This is a genomic window from Paenibacillus sp. FSL R5-0701, from assembly GCF_037973995.1.
GTDB lineage: Bacteria > Bacillota > Bacilli > Paenibacillales > Paenibacillaceae > Paenibacillus.
Map to the genome: position 1 here is coordinate 5,619,769 of NZ_CP150230.1, position 23,404 is coordinate 5,643,172.

At 47.5% G+C, this 23,404-nt stretch carries 22 protein-coding genes and 1 pseudogene; 1 reads left to right on the forward strand and 22 read right to left on the reverse strand.

Annotation, left to right across the window (positions count from 1 at the left end):
* Window positions 1-156: 156 nt before the first annotated feature.
* Window positions 157-912: an AraC family transcriptional regulator gene (locus tag MKZ13_RS24850; RefSeq protein ID WP_339179019.1), complete on the forward strand. Its 756-nt coding sequence runs from the start codon at window positions 157-159 to the stop codon at window positions 910-912.
* A gap of 79 nt (window positions 913-991) precedes the next feature.
* On the opposite strand, the gene MKZ13_RS24855 is transcribed toward MKZ13_RS24850, so the two are convergent.
* From MKZ13_RS24855 to MKZ13_RS24960, 22 genes and pseudogenes are all read right to left on the reverse strand, one after another.
* The gene (locus MKZ13_RS24855) at window positions 992-1,225 is read right to left on the reverse strand and encodes a helix-turn-helix transcriptional regulator (protein ID WP_076211193.1); all 234 of its coding nucleotides are present in this window, start codon (window positions 1,223-1,225) and stop codon (window positions 992-994) included.
* A 9-nt stretch (window positions 1,226-1,234) separates the two neighbouring features.
* A complete protein-coding gene (locus MKZ13_RS24860) occupies window positions 1,235-1,711 on the reverse strand; it encodes a DUF2975 domain-containing protein (protein WP_221820956.1) in 477 nt (158 codons plus the stop codon).
* A 208-nt stretch (window positions 1,712-1,919) separates the two neighbouring features.
* Window positions 1,920-2,255: a DUF3024 domain-containing protein gene (locus MKZ13_RS24865; protein WP_169480557.1), complete on the reverse strand. Its 336-nt coding sequence runs from the start codon at window positions 2,253-2,255 to the stop codon at window positions 1,920-1,922.
* Window positions 2,256-2,296: 41 nt separating this feature from the next.
* Window positions 2,297-2,566: a 30S ribosomal protein S14 gene (rpsN, locus tag MKZ13_RS24870; RefSeq protein WP_036605831.1), complete on the reverse strand. Its 270-nt coding sequence runs from the start codon at window positions 2,564-2,566 to the stop codon at window positions 2,297-2,299.
* Between the two features lie 318 nt (window positions 2,567-2,884).
* Window positions 2,885-4,081, reverse strand: a complete 1,197-nt coding sequence (locus tag MKZ13_RS24875; RefSeq protein ID WP_339179025.1) for a GTP-binding protein — start codon at window positions 4,079-4,081, stop codon at window positions 2,885-2,887.
* A 312-nt stretch (window positions 4,082-4,393) separates the two neighbouring features.
* Window positions 4,394-5,614: an MFS transporter gene (locus MKZ13_RS24880; protein WP_339179028.1), complete on the reverse strand. Its 1,221-nt coding sequence runs from the start codon at window positions 5,612-5,614 to the stop codon at window positions 4,394-4,396.
* Window positions 5,615-5,655: 41 nt separating this feature from the next.
* Complete coding sequence (locus tag MKZ13_RS24885) at window positions 5,656-6,849, reverse strand: MFS transporter (RefSeq protein WP_221820958.1); 1,194 nt, start codon at window positions 6,847-6,849, stop codon at window positions 5,656-5,658.
* 14 nt (window positions 6,850-6,863) lie between these two features.
* Complete coding sequence (locus MKZ13_RS24890) at window positions 6,864-7,616, reverse strand: ABC transporter ATP-binding protein (protein ID WP_339179032.1); 753 nt, start codon at window positions 7,614-7,616, stop codon at window positions 6,864-6,866.
* Window positions 7,617-8,426, reverse strand: coding sequence for an ABC transporter ATP-binding protein (locus MKZ13_RS24895; protein ID WP_221820960.1), 810 nt, complete (start codon window positions 8,424-8,426; stop codon window positions 7,617-7,619).
* The gene (gene opp1C, locus MKZ13_RS24900) at window positions 8,407-9,303 is read right to left on the reverse strand and encodes a nickel/cobalt ABC transporter permease (RefSeq protein WP_145325175.1); all 897 of its coding nucleotides are present in this window, start codon (window positions 9,301-9,303) and stop codon (window positions 8,407-8,409) included. The genes MKZ13_RS24895 and opp1C overlap by 20 nt, the downstream gene beginning before the upstream one ends.
* Window positions 9,303-10,235, reverse strand: a complete 933-nt coding sequence (gene opp1B / locus MKZ13_RS24905; protein WP_133387061.1) for a nickel/cobalt ABC transporter permease — start codon at window positions 10,233-10,235, stop codon at window positions 9,303-9,305. Before opp1B ends, opp1C begins: the two co-directional genes overlap by 1 nt.
* A 13-nt stretch (window positions 10,236-10,248) precedes the next feature.
* The gene (gene nikA / locus MKZ13_RS24910) at window positions 10,249-11,877 is read right to left on the reverse strand and encodes a nickel ABC transporter substrate-binding protein (RefSeq protein ID WP_339179038.1); all 1,629 of its coding nucleotides are present in this window, start codon (window positions 11,875-11,877) and stop codon (window positions 10,249-10,251) included.
* A 227-nt stretch (window positions 11,878-12,104) separates the two neighbouring features.
* On the reverse strand, window positions 12,105-13,406 hold the full coding sequence (locus tag MKZ13_RS24915) for an opine metallophore biosynthesis dehydrogenase (RefSeq protein WP_339179041.1): 1,302 nt from the start codon (window positions 13,404-13,406) through the stop codon (window positions 12,105-12,107).
* 56 nt (window positions 13,407-13,462) lie between these two features.
* Window positions 13,463-14,257 carry an SAM-dependent methyltransferase gene (locus tag MKZ13_RS24920; protein ID WP_221820963.1) on the reverse strand — a complete coding sequence of 265 codons (795 nt, stop codon included), beginning with the start codon at window positions 14,255-14,257 and terminating at the stop codon, window positions 13,463-13,465.
* Between the two features lie 43 nt (window positions 14,258-14,300).
* Window positions 14,301-15,161 (reverse strand): diaminopimelate epimerase, encoded by an 861-nt coding sequence (locus tag MKZ13_RS24925; protein WP_339179045.1) that lies wholly within the window; start codon window positions 15,159-15,161, stop codon window positions 14,301-14,303.
* A gap of 295 nt (window positions 15,162-15,456) precedes the next feature.
* A pseudogene (locus MKZ13_RS24930) lies at window positions 15,457-16,682 on the reverse strand (amidohydrolase).
* 50 nt (window positions 16,683-16,732) lie between these two features.
* Window positions 16,733-17,794: an LLM class flavin-dependent oxidoreductase gene (locus tag MKZ13_RS24935; RefSeq protein WP_036673426.1), complete on the reverse strand. Its 1,062-nt coding sequence runs from the start codon at window positions 17,792-17,794 to the stop codon at window positions 16,733-16,735.
* 240 nt (window positions 17,795-18,034) lie between these two features.
* Window positions 18,035-18,907, reverse strand: coding sequence for a LysR family transcriptional regulator (locus MKZ13_RS24940; protein WP_145325170.1), 873 nt, complete (start codon window positions 18,905-18,907; stop codon window positions 18,035-18,037).
* A 69-nt stretch (window positions 18,908-18,976) separates the two neighbouring features.
* On the reverse strand, window positions 18,977-19,525 hold the full coding sequence (gene ssuE / locus MKZ13_RS24945; protein WP_339179049.1) for an NADPH-dependent FMN reductase: 549 nt from the start codon (window positions 19,523-19,525) through the stop codon (window positions 18,977-18,979).
* Between the two features lie 123 nt (window positions 19,526-19,648).
* Window positions 19,649-20,566, reverse strand: a complete 918-nt coding sequence (locus MKZ13_RS24950; RefSeq protein WP_339179051.1) for an ABC transporter permease — start codon at window positions 20,564-20,566, stop codon at window positions 19,649-19,651.
* A gap of 61 nt (window positions 20,567-20,627) precedes the next feature.
* Window positions 20,628-21,560, reverse strand: coding sequence for an ABC transporter permease (locus tag MKZ13_RS24955; protein WP_036605816.1), 933 nt, complete (start codon window positions 21,558-21,560; stop codon window positions 20,628-20,630).
* A gap of 41 nt (window positions 21,561-21,601) precedes the next feature.
* Window positions 21,602-23,245, reverse strand: coding sequence for an ABC transporter substrate-binding protein (locus MKZ13_RS24960; RefSeq protein ID WP_221820969.1), 1,644 nt, complete (start codon window positions 23,243-23,245; stop codon window positions 21,602-21,604).
* Between the last annotated feature and the right edge of the window lie 159 nt (window positions 23,246-23,404).

Here is a 23,404-nt window from a genome sequence, read left to right on the forward strand (position 1 = left end):
GTAGGCTGAATCTATTTCAGTTCACTACATAAAAATATTGCGTTTAAATGGAGGATGCACGTGAAAGAACACATCTTTCTCCCCAAGCCGGTTTTCCCCAGACATGTATGCTTTCCCGATTTTATTGGAGGGTACAGTGATTTTCCGAAACATCATGTGCATCGAGAATATGGCACCACTGAAATTAACTTGGATCAATGTTATAACCTGCACCTTGTCCTGGACGGTAAAGGATTTCTGGACACGGGAACCGCTTGTTATGAGCTAATGCGTGGGCAAGGATTCCTCTATGGTCCCGGTCTCAGACAAACGTACTACTCAGATTTAGATGATCCTTGGAGCATTCGTTGGATTCATTTTTACGGTGTTCGTCTCGAAGAACTGTTAAATGGGAAAGGCGTTGACGAGCCCTGGTTGTTTCAGTGTTCCAACTTTCCGGTGGTTACCGCGCTCATGGATCGATTACTGGAGCTAGGCAGAGGCTATCAAGTGGAGGACGAGCATAGTGTGGCAGCTACACTCTATGAGCTTCTGACCCGATTGCAATCCGCAGCGAGTCAAATCAATGTTTCTTTAAATCACACTTCAGAGCGAATTCGTGAAGCAGGGAATTATATTCGCTCTCATAGTAATGAGCACATCACACTTGACCATGCTGCCGGGATTGCCGGATACAGTACAACATACTTTAGCCGCAAATTCAGTCAGACGTTTGGCATCTCCTTCCCGGAATTCCTCTTGGAATCCAGGTTATTACATGCGAAACAGCTGCTCGCAACAACCAACCTTTCCATTAAACAAATTACGCTGGAAACGGGATTTTCACAGTCAAGCTACTTCATCCGCTGTTTTAAAACCCAGGAAAACGTAACACCTATGCAATTCCGTATGATGCACAATCATTCGTTATAGGGCACGGGACGTATTCCTTGATCAAGACGACGTAAAAGAAGACTCTGCATACAACATGCAGAGTCTTCGTCGGTCACTTTTATAAATGCTCATTCGTATCTTCGTCCTCGTCAGCCTTATATTCCAATATATCTCCAGGCTGACAATCCAGTGCTTTACAGATCGCATCCAGAGTGGATAAACGGATCGCTTTTGCTTTTCCTGTTTTTAATATGGAAATATTGGCGATCGTGATCTCAACTCTCTCTGCAAGCTCGGTAACCGTCATTTTCCGCTTTGCCAACATCACATCAATATTGATTATAATGGCCATATATTCACCTCAGACCACTAGGTCATTTTCTGATTTGATATCAATCGCTTCCTGTAACAATCTTTGGAGCACAGCGGAAAATACTGCAATGACCAATGAAGCAAAAACAGGAACCATCCCCATAAGAATGAGGCCTGGGGCATCATCTTTCTCTGCGACAACATAAACAAATGGCAACATCACAAAATAGAGACTACTGATTACAATAGCACAATATTTTATTGTTTTTAAGGATTTCACTGACATTAGAGAGAACGCTTCATTTTTGTCGATGTAGCTCAGCAGACGAAATGCCTGGTACAGTGCAACAATAAACGGAATAACGGACACATACATAATAATCACTATGGGGTATAGTGCACCTGCATAATTCGGATTCACCGGGTTATTTGCTAACCAGGGTATGCCGAATATACATAAGGCAAGAATGGGAGCACCAATAAGAAACACAGCCAATTTTAAAAAGATGGTTGTACCTCGCTTCACAAAAAGCACCTCACTTGTTTTAAGTGATATGAATTTATCATAATATTTATCGTTTTACAATAAATTTTTATTGCAAAACAGATTTTATTTATTCTTTTGCCCATTAAGGAAGAAAGACCAAAAGAATAGCCCTCTCTTTGCTTCAATGTTTCTTGGACACAAAAAAAGTCCAAAGATAGCCACTGCATGTGGTTATCTTTGAACTCGCTCATGTACGCCAGAACAGTCCAGCCTCATCCCGTTCCACCTGCTCGAGAACATTCTCAAAATCGGAACAAGGTGTAATAACATCTACCGGATTCCAGCTGCTCTGTTCATCTCTGGCATACACTTTCCACTGATTTTCTTCCCAGTAAAATCGGGCAATATGCATCTTGTCCCATTGATACCGTTCCTCGGCGGGTCTTTCTTCGGTCAAGATCAATTCATTGTCATTCATCTCATATGTCAACTTCACCATCGTACGTAGTGGCGCAGGAACCTTCTCGTGAATATATCCGTTCATTACGGACTGAATTCTTCGTAACGTAAACGAGTCCAGCATGAAGATGCACATCCTTTCAGCCAAATACACCCTTGATCATTTTACCAACTGGATTTCGTTACACCAGGAATCTGTCCTTGATGAGCCAATTCACGGAATTTAATCCGAGACACCTTGAACTTACGTAGATAACCCCGCGGGCGGCCTGTCACTTCACAACGGTTCTTTAGTCTGGTCGGAGATGCATTACGCGGCAATTTCTGCAATGCTTCATAATCCCCTTTTTCCTTCAACTCCCGGCGCAGGTCCGCATATTTTGCCACGATTGCCTGACGTTGCTTCTCACGTACCACTTTAGATTTTTTAGCCATGAATGACAGCTCCTTTATCCATTGAATTTATGTTTATTTATCTATATAAATTGAACTAAAGAATATTTACACTGCACACTCCGATGACAGAACAACCTTCCGATCGCTGTTATCCCCAGATTTTTTTGATTCCTTTTACAAAGGGTAAATCCGGGGATAGCGTATGCTTCCGATGTAGCTTTCTTGCAGAAAGCTTGTAGGCGAACGCTCCGCTTCTTCAGGTTCTTTCTGTCCTCTCCGTTTTGTGTAAATGTTTATTTCAATTTATATAGATGTGCTTATACAACGCTACTCCCAATGCAAACATCATCTTCCGAGTTATACGACTTCCACAGGCCATGGCAGCGGATTGTCGAAATGGCCCCAGTCAGCCAGCATTTCTTCATCACTAAGCAGGCACTGGTCCAGCTCGTCTTCAATGCTCTCACGCTCCATTTCGATCCCAATCATGACAAGTTCCGTCTGACGATCTCCCCACTGGGCATCCCATTTCTCCAGAACATCCGGTTCGTTACGTAAAATCTCTTCTTTGTCCGCTTCTGGCAACGCCGCGACCCAATGTCCCGCAGGACCGAACTGAATGGATGGCCCTGCCTGACTGAGGCTTGCAGCAACGTCCCCTTCAGCCGCGAGCCATACCAAACCTTTGGCACGTACCACTTCTTCCGGCCAGTAACTCATGAACTCAGCCAGACGGGAAGGATGGAATGGCTTTCTGCGGCGATATACGAAGGAACCAATGCCATATTCCTCGGTTTCCGGTGTGTGCGACTCCTTCTCCAGTTCCTGAATCCATCCAGCGGACATGCTCACCTTCTCGAAATCAAAGCGGCCTGTATTCAGAATCTCAGACGGATTCACCTGTCCATTCTCGGTCCGAATGATCTTGGCGTTAGGCTGTAACTTGCGGATGATACCTTCGAGCTTGTTCAGCTCGGTTTCATCGACCAGATCACATTTGTTCAGCAGCAGTACATCACAGGTTTCGATCTGATCGATCAACAAGTCTACGACGTCACGGGTGTCCTCATCTCCGGTCGCCTGGTTACGATCCAGAAGACTCTGTCCTGATCCAAAATCATGCCAGAATCGATTGGCATCCACCACCGTTACCAGACAATCCAATCGGGCCAGGCGAGTCAGATCAATACCCGACTCCTCATCGGCGTATGTAAAGGTCTGTGCAACTGGAACAGGTTCACTGATTCCGGTGGATTCGATCAAAATATAGTCATACTTGCCTTCGTTCACCAGCTTCTCAATCTCTTGCATCAGATCATCCCGCAAGGTGCAGCAGATACAGCCGTTGGACAGTTCCACCAACTTCTCTTCAGTACGAGACAAGGTTGCCTCCCCCTTGACCAGCGCAGCATCAATGTTCACCTCACTCATGTCGTTGACGATTACGGCAACCTTAAGCCCCTGTCTGTTGTTCAACACATGATTCAAAACCGTCGTTTTCCCTGAACCGAGGTAACCACTCAGTACGGTTACCGGAACTTGCTTTTGTGTCATAGATCTCTACTCCTTATATGTGCAGTCTGTGTAATTCAGATCTTAATAGTAATTATTACGATTAATAATAATGACTATAATCCTGTTGGACGGTCGTTGTCAAACTATTTTTGATTCAAGCTGCAAAAAAACAAAAAAAAGGCTCATGACCGGCCCTTGCACTTTCGCATCCTGAGGATACGTTTTGGCAAGAAGTGAGTCATAAACCTCCTCTGTAAATGTTCGCAATACATGCGGGATAGGCTAGACAGCGGACTATATCAATATAAATTAGAAATTGAAGTGATCCGTGTAAATGTTCTTTAGTTCAATTTATACAGACACCACAGATGTAGCCTTATTCCCCGCTTCCATCCGTTGCCTGAACATCAACACCAGAAGCATAGCCGCAATAGAGAGCAACGTGCAGATCATAAACATGGTCGAATAAGAACTCACCTGTACAATGAATCCCATCGCAAGTCCTCCCAGAGAGAATCCGAGGTCATACGAGGACATGAAGATCCCCATGAGTACATATCTGGAATCCGCAGGCAGCACAAAAGACAGATATGTGGTTAATGTCGGGTACAACAGTGCCAGGGCAAAGCCGCTGAACACCGCGGAGAGATACACCAATGGCCCGATGATCTCCATTAAGCTGAGTAATTGGGTACCCAGTGCTGCACACAGCATTAACCCTGCCATCAGCCAGGTATTCCAGCTACCGTCGGACGGAATTTTTTTGCGCAAAATAAACCTGCACAGGATCACAACCAATCCCTGTATCGTCAGAAATACCCCTGCACTCGCCATTCCGGTGGATACCATATACAGGGGAAGAAAGGTCGCTGTCGCCCCAAAGACGCAGGACGCAAACAACATCACCACACTGCTAATCAGCAGTGGCGTACTGCGCCAGATGCCGCCGAATGAACGAAACATATCGCCCAAGGTGTACGATTTGTTCTGCACGGTACTCCGCGGCAAATCCACATTATATCCAATCAGAAGTGGCAGCGCCGCCAGTCCGATCATCAGCAGCGTAAACGCCAGATCACTGGCATTTTCCCAGATTTGTATGGCGAGGATCGGAATGACCAGAGAAGGAACCATCGTAAACAGGGTGTACATGGACAGCCCCTGTGCCCGGTCTTTGTCCTCCAGCTTTTCCACAATGCCTGCCTGCATCGTCATGGAGAAAAAGGCCGTAGCTACCCCTTGCAGGGCCCGCAACCACAGATACGTCTCCACACCAAAAACAACAAACAGCAGCAGCGTTCCCGCATGCAAAAGCAACAGCCATTGCATCACTCGAAGCGGCCCATGCTTACCCAGCAGCTGCGCTGCAAAAGGTCTCAAGAGCATACAGGTGAACATATATGCCCCCATCATCAGACCAATCTCAGCCTGATTCAATCCAGCGGCTTCGCTTCTCAGAGGCAGAATAATCGTCAAAGCTGAATTTGCCGCAAAAAATAAAAAGGCCAGCATATAAAACCGGATAAACGAAAAGGATACCGGATTTAATTTTCCATTGGATGTTGCTGTCATTGAAGCCTTCAAACGTTCGTCACCACTTTCTCTCCTGGCAGTCAACTCACAGATGTACCTGTCACGGGTCTTCGCCGTTCATAGGCAAAAACGATCATTACCGCTCCTAGGATAGCACAGATCATGTACATAAATGAATAGGAAGAGAAGTCAGCGACGGGTCCCATAATCACACCACCCAGAGAAATCCCCAGATCAGCCATCGCGATAAATAACCCGATCAGGACGTTCCGGTTCAGCTTAGGCAACACAAAAGACAAATAGGTCGTGAGCGTCGGATACAGAATGGCTTGAGCAATGCCCATGAATATAGCCCCGACATAGAAAAAGACTACGCCTCCTGTCACCGAAAAACTCACACATTGGGCAGCAACGGCCAAAAGAAACAGGGTACCCATGATAAAAGGAGAATGCCATCTCCCATCAGAAGGAATCCTTTTCCGGAGCATGATTCGAGCCAGCACAACCGTCCCGGCCTGAAGCATCAGATACACACCCGCATTCCCATTTGGTACTTGGCTCGCATACAGCGGAATAAAAGTTGTAATTGCACCAAATACAACGGAAGCCGCAAGCATCAATACACTGCATCGAAACAGAAACGGATTTTTCACCAACTGAGCAAAGGATTCCCACATACTCACGTTCTGCTCCGAAAGATTCTCAGCAGATTGCTCTTTGCTTGGTTCCATTTTGGCGGTATATCCGAAGACGCCCGTACAGACGGCAATGCCGATCAGAACCACTGTAAAATAATCCATACCACCCGTCTGCCAGATTCCTAACGCGATTACAGGCCCCACGATCCCCGGTATATAACTGAACAACGAATAATACGAAATTCCCTGTGACCGATCTTTCTCCGGAAGAGCATCAATAATGCCAATCTGCAAGGCCATGGAGAAGAACGCTGTTGATACACCTTGTAAAATACGAGCAACCAAATAACCTCCGAGTCCCGTAAAGGTATATAAAATCAGCGCAAATCCATTGATGATCAGAATCAAACGCAATATTTTGATCGGACCGTGCTTTTGAATAATCCGACCTGCCCAGGGTCTGAAAAACATGGTTGTGAACATATAAGCGCCCATGATCAGTCCAATCGTTGTACCGCTCGCGCCCAAAGACGCCCCTTGCAATGGGATGATCACGTTAAGAATGGCATTGGCACTAAAATACAGAAGAACCAGTATGTACAAGCGTAGAAAAGGCCAAGACATCGCTCCACTCACAATGGGTGTTCCCCCTAAAATGTAATTAAATGCTTCAATAATTTCTTCGCATAGTCTGACTGAACATCCTTTAGCTGCTCAATAGGAACGATCTCTTCAATCTGACCCTCTCTGAAAATGATAACCCTGTCACAGATATAAGCTGCCGCCTGTATATCATGCGTGATAAAGACATAGCTCAGCTTGTAGATTTCCTTAAGCTCTTTCAACAATTGCAGTACCTGAATCTGAACAGACACGTCCAGTGAGCTGATCGCTTCATCGAACACGATAAGTTTTGGGGCTGTCGAGATGGCCCTGGCAATGCACACTCTCTGAGCCTCCCCGCCGGATAGTTCATGCGGATATTTGGATCTATAGGAAGGGTCCAGTCCAACTTGATTCAGCAACAGATCTACCTTTTCTGAGTTGCCCTGATCCTTCCGTAGCTTCTGCTGCGCTTGCATAGGTTCCATAATGGCAGCTTCCACATTAAGAAATGGATTGATGGATGACGTATAATTTTGAAAAACGGCGCTGAGGTTACCCATCCGTACACGTCGATCCTGTACGTCTTTACCATCCAGCGAGATCGTTCCACGATCCGCCCGTTCAATGCCCAGGATCATACGGCCCAACGTCGATTTGCCGCTTCCGCTTTCACCGATGATGCCCAGACATTCGCCATGCCGGCATTCAAAAGTAACTTGTTTCAACACCTGTTGTTTGTGCTTGGAGAACAGTCCGCCTTGGCTATATGATTTTTCAATACCTTCCACCTTTAGCATCTATAAGTCCTCCTGCATCAACGCCTTAAAATGATTGCTCAGCTCCAATCGGGTAGAGACCAGATACTTCGTATAGGCATGCTCCGGCTCTGTCAAAACAGAATGCATGCTACCACGCTCGACGATCTTGCCGTCTTTCATGACCATCACGTCATCTGCAATCTTCTGAACGACGCCGAGATCATGGGAGATGAACATCATGGAACAGCCCATGCGTTCGCGTAATTGAATCAATTGCTCCACCACTTCATATTGGGAGATCGTATCCAGCGCCGTTGTCGGCTCATCCGCAATAATGAGATCGGGCTCAAGCACCAATGCCAGTGCAATCATGATTCGTTGCAGCATCCCACCGGACAGCTGATGTGGATATTGATTCAGAATCTCGCGCGGATGTCTGAGCATGACGCTTTCCATGGCATTGATGATTTTTCGCTCAATCTCGCGGGTGTTCCAGCCAAAATGCTGCTGAAGCGTCTCCCGAATATGGACACCAATGACACAGGAGGGATCAAATGCACTCATGCCATTCTGCAAAATCATACACAGATGTTTGCCCCGCTTACGCCGCATCTCCGGTTCCGAAAGCTGGTTCAGGTCTTCGCCCTGAAATAACATTGTGCCCGATTGGCGAATCCATGGCTTGTTCAGTCGCATGATAGCCCTGCACGTAACGGACTTCCCGCTACCACTTTCCCCCACGATGGCCATACAGCTTCCCTGCTTAACTTCGAATGAACTGTTATGAATGATCACTTTACCTGTATTGGTATCCCATACTTTCAAATGTTCAACCTCGACTATATTCATAAGCCGTCTTTCTCACCTCACTTTCGTAAGACTTGTCAGACTTACCTTGAGAGGTCATCAATTTGGGGTCCAGAGCCACTTGAAGGGCATCCGATAGAAAATTAAAAGCAGACACCACCACCACAATGGCCAGGCCTGGTGCCAACATCAATTCAGGTCTGGAGAACATGACTTCCCTCGCCTCATTGAGCATCATCCCCCACTCCGCATGCGGAGCCTGGATTCCAAGCCCCAGAAAGGAAAGGCCGGAGATCTGCAACATCATCGAACACATGGAACCACTGGCAATGACAGCAATATCGGCAAAGGTAACTGGAACAATATGTTTGGTTATAATTCTCAGATTGGGTGTGCCGGAGGCTTTGGCGAATTTTACATAATCCATATCGGAGAATTGCATCACAGATGTTCGAATAACACGAGCAAACCAGGCCCATTTCATCCACACAAAGGCAATCAAAATATTCTCCAGTCCTGCACCCAGAATACCGACCACCGCCAGTGTCATCACGTATCCGGGGAAAGACAGCATAATGTCACAGACTCTCATGATCCACGCATCCACTTTCCCCTTGAAGTACCCTGCGATGAATCCAACAATGGCCCCGATCAGAACAGACAGACTTAACGCAACCAAAACCCATAACACACTTGGACGGATACCATAGATAAGCCGGGATAATACACATCTGCCCAGATGATCATTGCCTAATAGATAATCCCAGGATGAGGAGGCATAACGAAGCTTCATATTCACTTGTCCAGGATCATGCGGCGCAATAAGAGGGGCGAAAATGCCCGCTATAATCATGACGATAATTACCATCAAAGAGGTCATGGCCAGCTTGTCTTTGCTCAGATTTTTCAATATTCGCATCAGAATTCCTTTCTCAAACGAGGATTCATCGCCGCATTAATGATGTCGGATAACGTGTTAAATAAGACAAAGGTTACAGCCAACATCAGAACATACGCCTGAATAATCGGAAAATCCCTGCTTAAAATGGATTTTACACTGAGCCTACCGAGTCCCGGCCAGGCAAATACATTTTCGATGACTACCGTACTGCCTAGTACAATCGGGATCGCCATGCAAAAGATGGACACAGCCACCTGTAATGAATTTCTTAGAATATGCAGAGTAACTTTCTTCTCACTCAGACCACTTGCCCGTGCATATAACACATAGTCCTCATTCATATTGCTCAGCATGGAACTTCGAACCGTTCGGAAGTAAATGCCCGTATAACTCACCGTGATTACAATCACCGGCAGAATGTAGCTTCGATACGAGTCCATGCCACTAGTAGGTAACAGGTCCAGCTTGACGGAAAAATACCAGATCATCATGGCTGCAAGCCAGTAGGATGGCATGGCGGTAAGGAAAAATGATACACCTCTGACCGATCGATCCAGCAGCTTGCCTTCTCTCATGGCACAGATCACACCCAGCAGGATGGACAGCGCAATAATGAATACCGATGAGACAAGCGTTAACTTCAATGTGTTCATAAAAGCCGGCCCCATCAATGACCATACGGGTTCACCAGATACATAAGAGTTACCAAAGTCCAACTGCACAACAGCCATGATCCAGTTCACATACTGGATCATGAACGGCTGATCGAACCCCAATGCCTTGTTCGTCTGGGCAATTAATTCCTCTGTGATCTGCGGAACTTCCTGTGCCTGTAACACCACAACCGCCGGGTCCAAGGGAGATAGATTAATCAGAACAAACGTTATAAATGAAATGATAATCAGTAAAGGGATGGTTAACAGAATCCTTTTGACGATATAACTTCCCATAGCCATCTCCGCTCTATTTAAAATTCATTTTTTCAAAAGGTAGTTCATATTGGGTCTGTTTGAATGAGATTCCATCAAGATTCTCAGGAGCGACTACGGTGACACGCCCGTTGGTAATCGGGATGAAGACTGCTTCATCATGGACGATCTTCATAATGTCAGCATACAGGGATTGGCGTGAAGCCTCATCCGTGGAGACCATAACCGCATCGATTTTCTGATATAGTTCATCTGCTTCGGCAATTCCGCTTGTCGTATGTTTGTATGCTGAATCAGACGTAAATGCAGCAATGGTACTCTGTGGATCATAGGCCAGCCCCCAGGTTTGATTAAAGAGCAGGTCATATTCCCCGGTGGCTCTCCGATTCGCAATGGAAGTGGACTCTTCGCCCAAGATTTCAAGCTGAATTCCCAATTCTTTCATGGAGTACTGGATCAATTCGGCCTGTATTTTCTGTGAAGACGAGTTGCTGTCATAGTATAATTTCATGGCTAAAGGCTGACCGTTCTTCGTTCTCACCCCTCCACCATCTGCCAATGTCCAGCCAGCTTGGTCCAGAAGATTTTTAGCCAATTCCGGATCATACTCCCGTTTCTTCAGGTCTACCTTGGCGTAATTGACATTGGCTGAAAATAGCGTGTCCGCTACAGTCTGCGTTCCGTTGAAAATATCTTTACTGATCGTTTCCCGATCAATGCCCACCCATAACGCTTCCCGCACTGCCGTTTCCTGAACCGGACTATTCTGGCGACTGCTATTGGCTACGATCATATTCGTATTCATTGCTTCACTTCGGACCACTTGATAACCACTAGATTCAGCCAATTGATCCATGGCTTCGACATCGATACTATCTGCTCCCCGGTCATCGGTGAACACAAAGTTGATCTCTCCCTTTTGTAGTGCCAGGAATGTCGTTTCACCTGCGGGAAGAACCTTGGATGTGATTTTCTTGATTGCAGGTGCACCACCCCAATAGTCTTCATTGGCTTCAAACGTGGCATTCTCTTCGACTTTATGAGCAGTAAGCTTGTATGGTCCTGTGCCGTGGAAACCACTTACTCCGTCTTTGGTTCCACCATCCTTGAAATCCTTGGGTGATATGAAGACGTAAGGTCTTGTCATTGACAATTCCACCAGTGCCGGATAATAGGCTTCCGACAGCGTCAGCTCCACCGTATGCTCATCGATTACCTTTACACTCGTGATTTTGGTAGACAGCTTGATCCAAGCATGTTTTTCGGCATTTGCCTGTACTGCATCGATATTTTGTTTAACCGCCTCTGCGTTGAACGGCTCCCCATCATGGAATTTCACATCTTGTCGCAGATGAAAGGTATAAGTCTTGCCATCCTCGGAAATATCCCATGATTCAGCCAGCAATGGCTTGATTCCGTCAGGGGTGTTTTCCACCAGAGACTCATATACCATCCCTTGCGCAGGCATGGAGCCTGTATACAGATGAGGGTTCATATCATTAATATCTTTGGCAGAAGCATAGATAAGTTCCGTTTGTACTTGGCTATTGGCAGGCTCCGTTTGTGCGCTCTCTTTCTCTTTTGGGCTCTGTCCGCATCCGGCGAGCAGCGCAATGGCAGACACCAGCAATAGTATGGATGTAAAAGTAAGACCCTTTTTCACAACATTTCCTCCTGATGATTAAGTTACAAGCAGACCTTGTAGGTTACATCGGACCACTCCGATTGCAGTACCATCTTCCGATCGCTGTTATCCCCAGATTTTTTTTGATTCTCTTTTCCATAGAGAAAATCTGGGGATAAAGGCGACCGCTTCGCTTCTTCAGATTGGTTCTACACTCTCCGTTATGATGTAAACATCAGGTTCAACTTGATTAATTTGAGATGTAATTAAACCTTGTTACTTACAAGTCCGGTGCAGATCATGCGAATATCCTCGTCAAAGGATTGGATTACAAAGGCATTGGACAAGCGCTGGTCCGGGTGTGCGTCAACCACTTCCTGAATTTTCGCCTCATACCTGGCGATAAATTGATCAATGGTTGGACAGCTCACATCGAGGTGTCTGGCTATGCCCTGAATGATTTTGATGCGGTAGTAATCTTCCTTGGGCATACGAGGAATGTCCAATTCCCCTTCGCGGTTCATAAACGTTTTACGGAATGGGACTGCTGAAAAGTCGAAATATTTCCCTCCCGAATCGGGTTCCGAGAATGGATCAATCAATAATGAGGTGTACCGTATGTATAATAAATACTCTTGATGAATGACCTGCAGCTGATTGAAATTCTCGATATCCTGGCGTGATATACTCTCTAATCGAACCGGATAGTTGTCATCCGTCATGAACTGAAGCAGGTTGACTCCCTGAATATCAAGTCGGTCCGTAATATTCATAATCTCCTGCCACTGTGCCCGCATTTCCCGTATCAAAACTTGTGTAATCGGACCTTCAGGATACATCTTGTATACGTACTTCTGAATATCCGAATCTCCAAAGATGGCTTCTAATGAAAAGTCATTCATGAACAAGGGTGGATGCACGTACAACGAGATATTTCTCGTTTCCGCCTCCAGTGGGGATCGCATCACTTCCAGCACAATACCCAAACGATCATACACTTGGCGTAGCTTGCTGACCTGTTCAGACGGGTAACGAGTGGAACCGATATAGACCTTTTTCTTAACCCCTGTTGTAATCACATGATTGGACGGATGTTCGTGCATCCAACGGGTATCTCCAAGGTAGGTGGAGAAGCTGATCACTTCCGGCTCTGCATTCCGCTCTCTCATGTAATGGGTCACGAGTCGATTCGACCCAAACGTTGGAGAAATCAAAATGATACATTTCAGTTGTTTAATGAATTCATTTTTCATTTGTTCCAATACATCGATATAAGCATCGGTGGTAACCGCCAAAATGAGTGTATCCCATTCACCCTCAATGGTGTCATATCCCTTGAACACATGATCAACGTAACACTCACCTGCGAGCGATTGATGTTTCTCATTTTGAATGCTGACCTGAATACGTTGATTGTTCTCTTCAAGGGCTGAGAATACGGATGCTGAACGAACCGATTGTCTCCCCGCAATGCCTATACTGCAGTTGAGATGATCTTTGAGCGTTGCCGCAAGCTGAATGGATGCAGGTCCGGTTCCGAGTATCAGAATTCGCTGAAGATTACTCATATATGCCTCCTATATTCAAAGTTCAATCTGGACTCCATCGGGATTGACTTGGATGGTTATGCTTTTTGATACAACGCAATATCGAACACATCATCCGGGCGCAGGATCGTATCCACCAGCTTCCACTTGTTGCTGTCCGTCTCTCTCATGGGATAATTGAACAAGGACTTCAACTGATCACCGTATCTCATGGCTACAACCACCTGCGCATTCGTCAGGGCATGCAGTTGATCAAGCAGCTCATATTTAGGGGCCACCGTAGAGCTGAAAATGATATGGGTTGCTTCCCTGGTATAATCCAGATCCTCCAGCAATGTTGACTCCAAACGAATCTTCAAACCCGTACCCAGTGTATCCACCACTTTTCGCCCGAGTGTAATGGACTCTTCATCAATATCGATCCCGACAACCTGTGCACCTGTTCGCTTGGCAATGAGTAATGGTGTCATGGGGAATGAACCGGAGCCTACCAGCAATACGTTGGAATCGGAGGTGACATGGAAACTACCAAATTCTTTATCGATACACTCTTCTATATTTTTGAAATAATCGGCAATCTGCACATCCCCGTTCTCTAACTTCAATGCACGATATTTCTCCATGATCGCCACACACTGGGCGGATTTATTTCTTAACTGCCATACAAGCGAATCCAGTTCTTCCAACTCCGAATGCTCCAACTGTTCCCAGGCTGCCTTATTGTTCTGATCAGTCACAAAGCGGGAGTAGTCATTGATCACAGCCTCAAGCTCTGCACTATGCTGAATCGTATGATCATACTTGTTCGCAAGCTTATCGAATTTCTCTGCAAATTCACTCAAACATGTCTGAAAATGGACCAATGTGATCATTTCTTTTCCCCCTATACGTTGTCTCGATCATGTATCATGTCCCTCATGCGTTTACAACGCTCCATTCTGCTGGAGCATCTATGAAGGCTTTGCCCTGAGCCACGATGCCAACAGATCCCTCAATCGTAATGCTCCCAAGTTCTGCGCCATCCCACTCGGCCACCACTTTGATTGCACCACCGGGCTGCTTGATGTACTGAGTAATTCCTCTCTGCTGGCTCCATGCGAGATACGCTCCTACGGAGGCCGTACCCGAACCACACCCTCTTTCCCAGATCAGACTGTCCAGCTCCGGAACATAGATGAGTGGGGCCATTTCTTCCAAGTGTGATTGATATAACAAGATACCAATCAGCTTATCCCCCAGGGTTAGTCCCAGTAATCTTGCAAGGGTCTGTGCCCTCTTCTTCATCGTATCGTCGAAGTCATCAACTTCGATCACGATATGGATGAACTCAGCGTACCGGATGATCACCATATCGAGTTCGATGCCTTCGTATCGGATTGTTCGTTGTTCGATCTGCTTCGGAATCGGCATGCTTACCTGGCAGTCGTATTCGTTCTGCTGTTTCTTCACATGGCACATGATCAATTGGTCAGTTCCGGAAACCTCCAACATGATATCCATAGATTCCTGATGTGCCAGTCCTGCTTCAGATGCGAGGTGTGCTGCAAGTGCCATACAGGCATTGCCACAGAACTCTCCTCCGGCCATTTCCAGATGAGAAGCAGCTTCCGGTCTCCTCGTTGGTTCAATGAATCCCACTTGCTCAGCGTAAACGTTGTCATACGACATTAGGCGGGTAGCAATATGACTGTATTGCTCGGCTGCATGATCTGTTTTAACCAGAATCGTCATGTTTTGGGTGGGACTGAACTTGATAAAATCGATCTCCTGTTTCATCGCAGCGACTACTCCTGTTCTCCTTTTTTATCTAATAGTAATTATTACGATTAAACGTCGAGAAAAATATAGCACATCTTTTTGGGAAGCGTCAACAAATATTTCCATTAAAAAAATAAAATTTAACAATACCTTTAGCTGCTCTTCCTGTAAGAAAACTCAAACAGAGCTGACGCTTCTGCGCCAGCCCTAGCCATAATTACACCGTCTGATAAGATTCAACAAATACGAAAAACGGTTGCCGCAGAACGGAACCGTTTCGATCTGGATATGATCCAGGGATAAACTGCGTCCCTCACTCCTGATGTGCTTGCACATTGTGCAATGCCCGTTCAGCCAGTGCTGCCAGAAGATGTGCTCCCAGCGGCAGAGCCCGTTCATCCATATCAAAGCCAGGGTGATGCCACTCATGCGGGCCAGAGGTGCCCAGGAAGAGGAACAGGCCCGGAACTTCTTTTTGATAAAAAGAGAAGTCCTCACCTGCTGGAGAAGGTAGCGGTCTAACACTATTCAATCCAATCTCACTTGCAACTTGCTCCGCCGCAGATGCGAGAGACTCATCGTTGACCACGGCAGGTGTCCCTGAATCCAGCGAACCGTAGCCCGTGTGCCATAAGCTGCTGCCACACCGGCGACTACCTGATTGAAACGCTCGCGAATCCGTGCACGCACTTTCTCATCAAAGGTACGCACTGTGCCATCGAGTATCGCTTCATCCGGAATGACGTTCCAGGCTGTGCCGCTGTGGAGCTTGGTGACACTGATTACAGCACTCTCCTGTGCTCCCACATTGCGACTCACAATGGCCTGTAATGCCGTAACAATATGTGCGGCAACCACGATTGGATCAATGCCGGCTTCAGGCACGGCTGCATGGGTGCCTACACCTTCCACTTTGACAACAAAACCGTCTGCTGCTGCCATCAATGCGCCTTCCCGAATGCCCACCGTACCTACCTGGAGATCAGGTTTGTTATGTAACCCGAATACCGCCCGAACATCGGATAATGCGCCAGTCTGGATCACTTGCCGAGCACCCGTTGCTTTTTCCTCCGATGGCTGGAATATCAACCGTACTTTTCCCGGTAGAATGGACTCGCGCTGTTTCAGTAATCGTGCAGCACCAATCAGAATTGCCGTGTGCACGTCATGTCCGCAAGCGTGCATCTTTCCATCTACTTGGGAGGCAAATTCCAGCTTTGTCTCTTCCTGAATGGGCAGCGCATCAATGTCCGCTCTTAAGGCAACAACAGGACCGTCCCCTTGACCCACTTCAGCGACAAGCCCTGTCCGCAGCACATATTCGTCTGCAATACGAACGCCTTCCTCTTCCAGCCAACCGCGAATGGCAACTGTCGTCTCCTTTTCCTCGCCGGACAATTCCGGGTTACGATGCAAATGTCGTCGAATGGTGATTAAACGTTCCGCGAATTCTTCCGCCCGTTCACCGTCCAGTTCATGCTCGGGGCCCTGTACTTGTTGCTCAGAATGCTGCTTGGGCTGTTCCAGATCACTTTTCATCACATGGCCTCCCATTCGTATATATTCACTGTTATATTCACTGCCTAATTCTATCCGATTGCAGCTTCCTGTTCCTTGGATTCCAGTGCAAATTCACTGAGTCCCTGCTCTGCCAGAATCTCACGCAACAATTCGAATGAACGAATTCGCTTGGTAAAGTCCCGTGTAGCTGTAGTCACAATGAATTCTTCCACAGCAAACTCCTGCTGGAACTTCAGCAGCGCCTGACCTACGCTTTCCTTCGTACCCCGGGTCACACTTGGCTCCAGAATCTCGATCCGATAGGTTTCGTTTGATTGACGGCCGAATTCTTCCGCCTGTTCCACAGAACCGACGGTCAGCACCTTACCGCTCTCCAGATGAATCTTCACCAGCATATGCTCGCTCGCAAGCCCTTCCGCTTCTTCCTCACTTTCGGCCACAATTAACGATATGGCCAGTGCAGCATAAGGCTCTCGTCCCTGGGAACGATCAAATTGTTCACGATATACACGGATCGCTTGAAGCGCTACCTCTATATTACTGTTAATGAACAGCGAAAAGACATATGGGAGTCCCAGTTCCGCAGCCATCCCTGCACTATCAACACTTGCTCCAAGTACGTACAGCTCCGCTGGAATGTCGGACACAGGCGAAGCGCTGAGACCTGCAAGTGGATGCGACTGATCTTCAAGCGGCTCATTGTGGATGTATCGTTTCACCTGAACGATTTTCTCTTGAAGAGATGCGGCTTCCTGAATACCTTCCTGCAACGCCTGTGTCGAACGTGGTAACCCGCCTGGTGCACGGCCGATTCCCAGGTCAACTCTTCCTGGTCCAAGCGCTGCGAGGATATTGAAATTCTCGGCGACTTTGTATGGACTGTAATGCTGGAGCATTACTCCGCCAGACCCCAGCCGAATCCGCTTTGTATGCGCAAGCAAGTGGGAGATGAGTACCTCCGGGGAGGAACCTGCAACATGCCCTGAATCATGGTGCTCCGACACCCAGAATCGATGGAATCCAAGCTGCTCTGCCCGCTGTGCAAGCTCAATCGTATGCCGAAAAGCATCCACCGCCGTTTCCCCTTCATAGATGGGAGTCTGATCCAAAATGCCAACACGAATACTCATATCCTTCTCCTCCTTGATTGTGCTGAACCACTATTCTTGAATCACTATTAAGTTGAACTGGAGATGTTACACTTTATCACTCCGATTGCAGTACCATCTTCCGATCACTCTTATCCCCAGATTTTCTTTACTCCCTTGGTTCAAGGGAAAAATCTGTTGATAAATGCGCACGCTTCGCTTCTTCAGATTGGTTCTGCACTCTCCGTTTTGGTGTAAAAGTCAGATTCATCGTTAGACGCTCTATAACTTTCGCAGCAGTTCCCCGAAGGGCTCTGCCAATGGCGAATATTCTTCTTTTAACGTGACGACGCTGATCTGCAACGATACACCAGCCACCTCATGTACCTGAATGGGGAACAACTCCTGATTCTGCACTTCCTTCTTCACCGTGAGTCCTGGGAGAAAGGCAATGCCTGCCCCTTGCATAACCAGTTTCTTCGCCGTCTCCGAATTATCAACATGATATGTAATATTCGGCGGATGTTCCAGCGAGTCGAAAGCCCGGTGAATGCGAAGCCAGTCCAGTGAACCACATTCGAAAAAGACCAGTTGCTCATTCCGGATGGCTTCCATGCTGACATGCCCGCTCTCAATGAATGGATGCCCTTTGTACACATAGAGCTGGATCGGATCTTCATAAAAAGCAACCGTACGGATCGCAGGATGCATGACCTTGCGCACAAAAGCAAGATCGATCTCCTGACCAAGCAGTTTGGCAATCAGCTGATCCGTCGTTGCTGTCGTCAATTTAATATTAATTTCGGGGTAAGCTTCCTTGATCTTGGGTAGAAAATCGGGAATGACATAGTTGGATACCGATACTGTACTACCAAGCCGCAGAGCATCCGGTGTTGTCCGGCGCTGCTGAATCTTCTGCTTGCCCTTCTGAATCACTTGCAGCACTTGCTGCGCATATGGCAGGAATTTCCGACCTTCCTCTGTCAGCACGATTTGTTTGCCAAGCCGATCAAACAACTTGCAGCCCAGCTCCCTTTCCAGTGACTGAATGCGAGCTGTGACCGAAGGTTGGGACAAGAAGAGTACTTCGGCAGCCTTATTGAAGCTTCCATAATGATTGATATATACAAATGCTTCAATATTCTCGATATTCATGAGCGCCTCCGTATCCACGTCCGCAGACGTTTGATCTTATATTGATTTATCCAATATATTTACTCGGTTTTACGATATCGTAATCCCATCCTTTTCCAGTGTCAATATCAATTCATCCAGCGAGCGATCCAGACGTGTGGTAACGTCTGCCGAGAGTACAAATTTCCCATCATCCAATCGTTCAATTCCCTTATCCACAGCATACACTCCGCCCAAGATATGTCTTCCACCAAGGGCTGCCAGAACAGGTTTCAATGCATAATCAATGGCGAGCAGATGAGCAATAGAGCCACCGATAACGAGTGGGAGTATCAACTTACCCCGTAACCCTTCTTGCGGAATCAGATCCAGGAACAGCTTGAGCACTCCCGAGTACGATGCCTTGTATACCGGTGTAGCCACAATAACTGCATCCGCCGCTTCCACGACAGCAAGTGCATCACGAATGAATGAGCTGTCAAACCGGGCTTGCACCAGATCGTCAGCGGGCAGATCCACAACGTGAATAACTTCAACGGTGGTGCCTGCCTCCGTTAATTTCTGGCTGCTGTAATCCGTCAGACCTGTCAAACGCGAACGTTTGGAAGGTGATCCTGCAATAATGACAACATGTGACATGAATATCTCCTCCTCAAGCGTAAACGGCTGTCGCCGTCCTCTGGTGGCACAGCTACCGTTTCGCAGTGAAATATAAAAATGGATAGGGTGAAACTTATCAATTCTTATATTTTGGAATAGCGGTCAAGCCGCTCCTTTTACTTTGGGGTCCAGCCGATCGCGAATATCGTCTCCAATCAGGTTAACCGCCAGTACAAACAACGTGATCGCCAGACCCGGGAACGTACAGATCCACCAGGCAACCGTCAGATAACCTCTACCTTGTGAGAGCAATGCGCCCCAATCCGGAATTTCCTTCAACACCCCAAGTCCCAGAAAACTGAGTCCGGAGCCCGTAAGGATCGATGTCCCTACGCCCAGTGTTGCCATGACCAGCAAGGGTGACAACGAATGTGGCAGTACATGTTTCCAGAAAATACGTGCATTGGAACCGCCCAGTGAACGTGTCGCTGTAATGAATGGCAGACCTTTAACTGATATGACCTGCCCACGCATCACCCGTGCGTAGCCCGGAATGGAGGAAACCGCAACAGCCAGTGCAATGTTCATCAGTCCTGGCCCGAGAGCAGCTGCAACAGACAATGCAAGGAGCACGCCTGGTACAGCCATCAGAATATCGACAGCCCGCATCGTGATGGTATCAACAATTCCTCCGGCATATCCGGAGATAATACCCAGAGCACTACCGACAATACCGCCCACAAGAACGGAAGTAAATCCAATGAGCAGCGAATCCCTGCTTCCATGCACAACCACACTGAAGATATCCCTACCGAAATAGTCCGTCCCGAACAGATGCGCAGCAGAAGGAGCCTGCAGAATGGCATCCGTCATCATCTGAGTTGGATCATAGGGCGCAATCCAGCCGGGTACAATCGCACATGCCACAGTAAACACCACCACCAGCAATGCTGCATAAAAGAATAATCGGGATACCGCGAATGAGACGCGATAGCGCCAAGGGCGGCGATTCCACAGACGGATACGTCCTACACTGCCGGCCCATGCTTTTTTGTCACCAGCCAAAGGTTTCATGCTCATGAGCAACAACTCCTCCTTTCATAACTCCGCGTCAGGACACATCTGACTGTTCTATCCATGATCATGTGCGGACTGCACGCCGAACCCGGGGATCAATGTACGAATACGAGATATCCACCAGCAGGTTCAAGACCACATAGATAATGGATGTAAAGAAGACAACCCCTTGCACCACTGGCAAATCCTTGGCCATTAGCGCATCCGCAATAATTCGGCCGATTCCTTGTCTGGAGAAGACAGTTTCCACCACAACGGTGCCCGCAAGCAGATCACCGATCAGCATGCCGATTACCGTTACAGCAGGAATAAGCGCATTACGCAGTGCATGACCATACATGATGGCACGCTCCGAAAGTCCTTTGGCCCGTAATGCCACAATAAACGGTTCATTGATCACTTCCAGCATGCTGTTCCGCACCATCCGAACGATAAATCCTGCACCCACGAGACCCAGCGTAGCCGCCGGAAGAACCAGTGAGCTGAATCCGTCGGACCCCATGGCCGGGAACCAGCCAAGCTGCACCGAGAATAACAGGATGAGCAGTATCCCCGTCCAGAAGGTTGGCATGGAAATGCCAAACAGTCCAACGAGCCGGGCGACGAAATCAATCACGCCATTGCGATGAATCGCAGACAATACACCAAGTGTTATTCCAATCGTGATGGCAATGATTGAGCTGAGTGCGGTCAAAGCCAGCGTAGCCGGAAAATGTTCCAGGATTTTGGGCAGAACCGGATCGGAATTGATCATTGATTTACCAAAATCCCCACGCAGCATATCACCGAAATAGTTCGCAAACTGGATGTAAAACGGCTGATCCAGTCCAAGCTGGACCCGCAGATTCTCGATCATCTCCGGGGTAGCCGAGGACGGGTCCAGCATGAGCAGAACCGGATCACCCGGCAGAAGATACATGATGCAGTACACCAGCACCGAAGCTCCGAAAATAACCAGAAGCGATGTTGCAAGTCGTGACAGTATCGTTTGAACCATACCGGGATATCTCCTTCCTGAATCTGGATTGGCCGTTCATGTTAGGGCTGAATGCGGACGTCGTTAAAGAGTGGATACCCCAGCGAATCGAACTTGATGCCTTCGACCTTTTTGGATGCTGCGACCGTATACGGAAATACATAGATTGGCAAGATTACCGCTTGCTCAATCAGGTATTGTTGGATCTGATTATAGATCTCCACACGTTTATCAGGATCCGTCTCGACCGCTCCCTGCTCTAACAGTTCATCGATCTTTGGATCAGACAAACCGGACAATGTCGGACGCTCGCCCTCTGCACTCGTATGATAGAAAGCGTACAAGGCATTAGGATCAGAATTGACCTGACTGTTGCCATAGAGATCATAATCCCAGTTCTGATAAATGACTGTTGCGATATCTTTTGTAATCTCGACTTCAACGGCAATGCCAATCTGTTTCAACTGTTGTTGGATAATGGCGGCAATGTCATTGCGTTTCTCCCGATTGGGCGAACCATCAACATACCGCAGGGTCAGCTTCTGCCCGTCTTTGGCACGAATACCATCAGCGCCTTTCACCCAGCCTTGTTCGTCCAGCAGCTGATTGGCTTTGTTAATGTCCGGGTTGATGCTTCCTTCCAGCGATGCATTATAACCCAGGATTCCAGGAGACAGTGCGGACCACGCACGTTCGTAGTTGCCCAGATACAATGTTTTGACAATCGATTCCACATCTACGGCGGATTGTACCGCCTGCCTTACTTTCACATCATCCCAAGGCGCTTTGCGCAGATTGAAAAAGAGTGTGTATGGTAACCCAACTGTGTTGGCCTGCAACAGTTGCTGGTTCGGATCGTTTTTCAATGCAGCAACATTTTGCGGTGGAACCGTCTCGGCAGCGAGTACCTGACTACTCTGTACACTTCCGATCCGCGTTGCTTCTTCCGGTACAATTTTGAATGTGATCGTATCCACATGTGGTGCAGCTTTATTTTCAACCGTCTCAGGCCCCCAGTTGTAATCCTTGTTTTTGGCAACGACGATATCCGCATTTTCATCCCATTTCACAAAGGTATACGGACCTGTGCCCACCGGATTTTTACCCAGCTGGTCGCCATATTTTTGGGCAGCTGTAGGGGATACGATCCCCAGCAGTGCCTGGCTCAAGTTGCCAAGAAAGGCTTGCGATGGTGATTCCAGATTTACCTTGATGGTATATTCATCAATAACTTCGGAGGAGCTATACGGTCTAATCAGGGCAAGGGAATTGGCAGCTTTGGTGGCCGGATCAATCACCCGGTCCAGATTGTATTTCACGGCTTCCGCATTAAACGGTGTACCATCATGGAACTTCACGCCTTCACGCAGCTTGAATGTATAACTCTTGCCGTCCTCGGATACGCTCCATTCCGTGGCAAGCCACGGTTTGATGGAACCATCCGGCAGCTGCACGACCAGATTGTCGTAGATCGTTCGGATGGCGCGTACAGTTACAGCAAGCCCACTGCGATGAGGGTCCAGTGTATCCGGTGAAGTTGCAAGTGCAAAAGTCAGGTTACCTCCTTCGGCTTGCCCGGCCTGCCCCCCGCCTGATGCCTGTGCCGTACTGTTCGTGCTGCCTCCCGCCGATCCGCAACCGGATAATACCATCACCAATACTGCTGCCAATGCCATATATTTCATCCATGAGATAGACCTGTTCATATCGCTTCCCCCTCTGTGTATACAGGTGTCATTTAATTGATGTTTATACCCAATACTCTATATATCCTATGAGTTAAGTCGGTTTTAAAGTAGTACAAAACGTAGTAATTGATTTCATTACCGGTTGGAGAAAACAGCCAGACAACATCAGATGCTCGT

Coding starts and splice junctions, on each gene's coding strand:
- MKZ13_RS24855 (WP_076211193.1), bottom strand. CDS start 1,225: ATGGCCATTATAATCAATATTGATGTGATGTTGGCAAAGCGGAAAATG.
- MKZ13_RS24865 (WP_169480557.1), bottom strand. CDS start 2,255: ATGCTGGACTCGTTTACGTTACGAAGAATTCAGTCCGTAATGAACGGA.
- rpsN (WP_036605831.1), bottom strand. CDS start 2,566: ATGGCTAAAAAATCTAAAGTGGTACGTGAGAAGCAACGTCAGGCAATC.
- MKZ13_RS24875 (WP_339179025.1), bottom strand. CDS start 4,081: ATGACACAAAAGCAAGTTCCGGTAACCGTACTGAGTGGTTACCTCGGT.
- MKZ13_RS24880 (WP_339179028.1), bottom strand. CDS start 5,614: ATGACAGCAACATCCAATGGAAAATTAAATCCGGTATCCTTTTCGTTT.
- MKZ13_RS24890 (WP_339179032.1), bottom strand. CDS start 7,616: ATGCTAAAGGTGGAAGGTATTGAAAAATCATATAGCCAAGGCGGACTG.
- MKZ13_RS24895 (WP_221820960.1), bottom strand. CDS start 8,426: ATGAATATAGTCGAGGTTGAACATTTGAAAGTATGGGATACCAATACA.
- opp1C (WP_145325175.1), bottom strand. CDS start 9,303: ATGCGAATATTGAAAAATCTGAGCAAAGACAAGCTGGCCATGACCTCT.
- opp1B (WP_133387061.1), bottom strand. CDS start 10,235: ATGGGAAGTTATATCGTCAAAAGGATTCTGTTAACCATCCCTTTACTG.
- MKZ13_RS24915 (WP_339179041.1), bottom strand. CDS start 13,406: ATGAGTAATCTTCAGCGAATTCTGATACTCGGAACCGGACCTGCATCC.
- MKZ13_RS24920 (WP_221820963.1), bottom strand. CDS start 14,257: ATGATCACATTGGTCCATTTTCAGACATGTTTGAGTGAATTTGCAGAG.
- MKZ13_RS24925 (WP_339179045.1), bottom strand. CDS start 15,161: ATGAAACAGGAGATCGATTTTATCAAGTTCAGTCCCACCCAAAACATG.
- MKZ13_RS24935 (WP_036673426.1), bottom strand. CDS start 17,794: ATGAGTATTCGTGTTGGCATTTTGGATCAGACTCCCATCTATGAAGGG.
- MKZ13_RS24940 (WP_145325170.1), bottom strand. CDS start 18,907: ATGAATATCGAGAATATTGAAGCATTTGTATATATCAATCATTATGGA.
- ssuE (WP_339179049.1), bottom strand. CDS start 19,525: ATGTCACATGTTGTCATTATTGCAGGATCACCTTCCAAACGTTCGCGT.
- MKZ13_RS24950 (WP_339179051.1), bottom strand. CDS start 20,566: ATGAGCATGAAACCTTTGGCTGGTGACAAAAAAGCATGGGCCGGCAGT.
- MKZ13_RS24955 (WP_036605816.1), bottom strand. CDS start 21,560: ATGGTTCAAACGATACTGTCACGACTTGCAACATCGCTTCTGGTTATT.
- MKZ13_RS24960 (WP_221820969.1), bottom strand. CDS start 23,245: ATGAACAGGTCTATCTCATGGATGAAATATATGGCATTGGCAGCAGTA.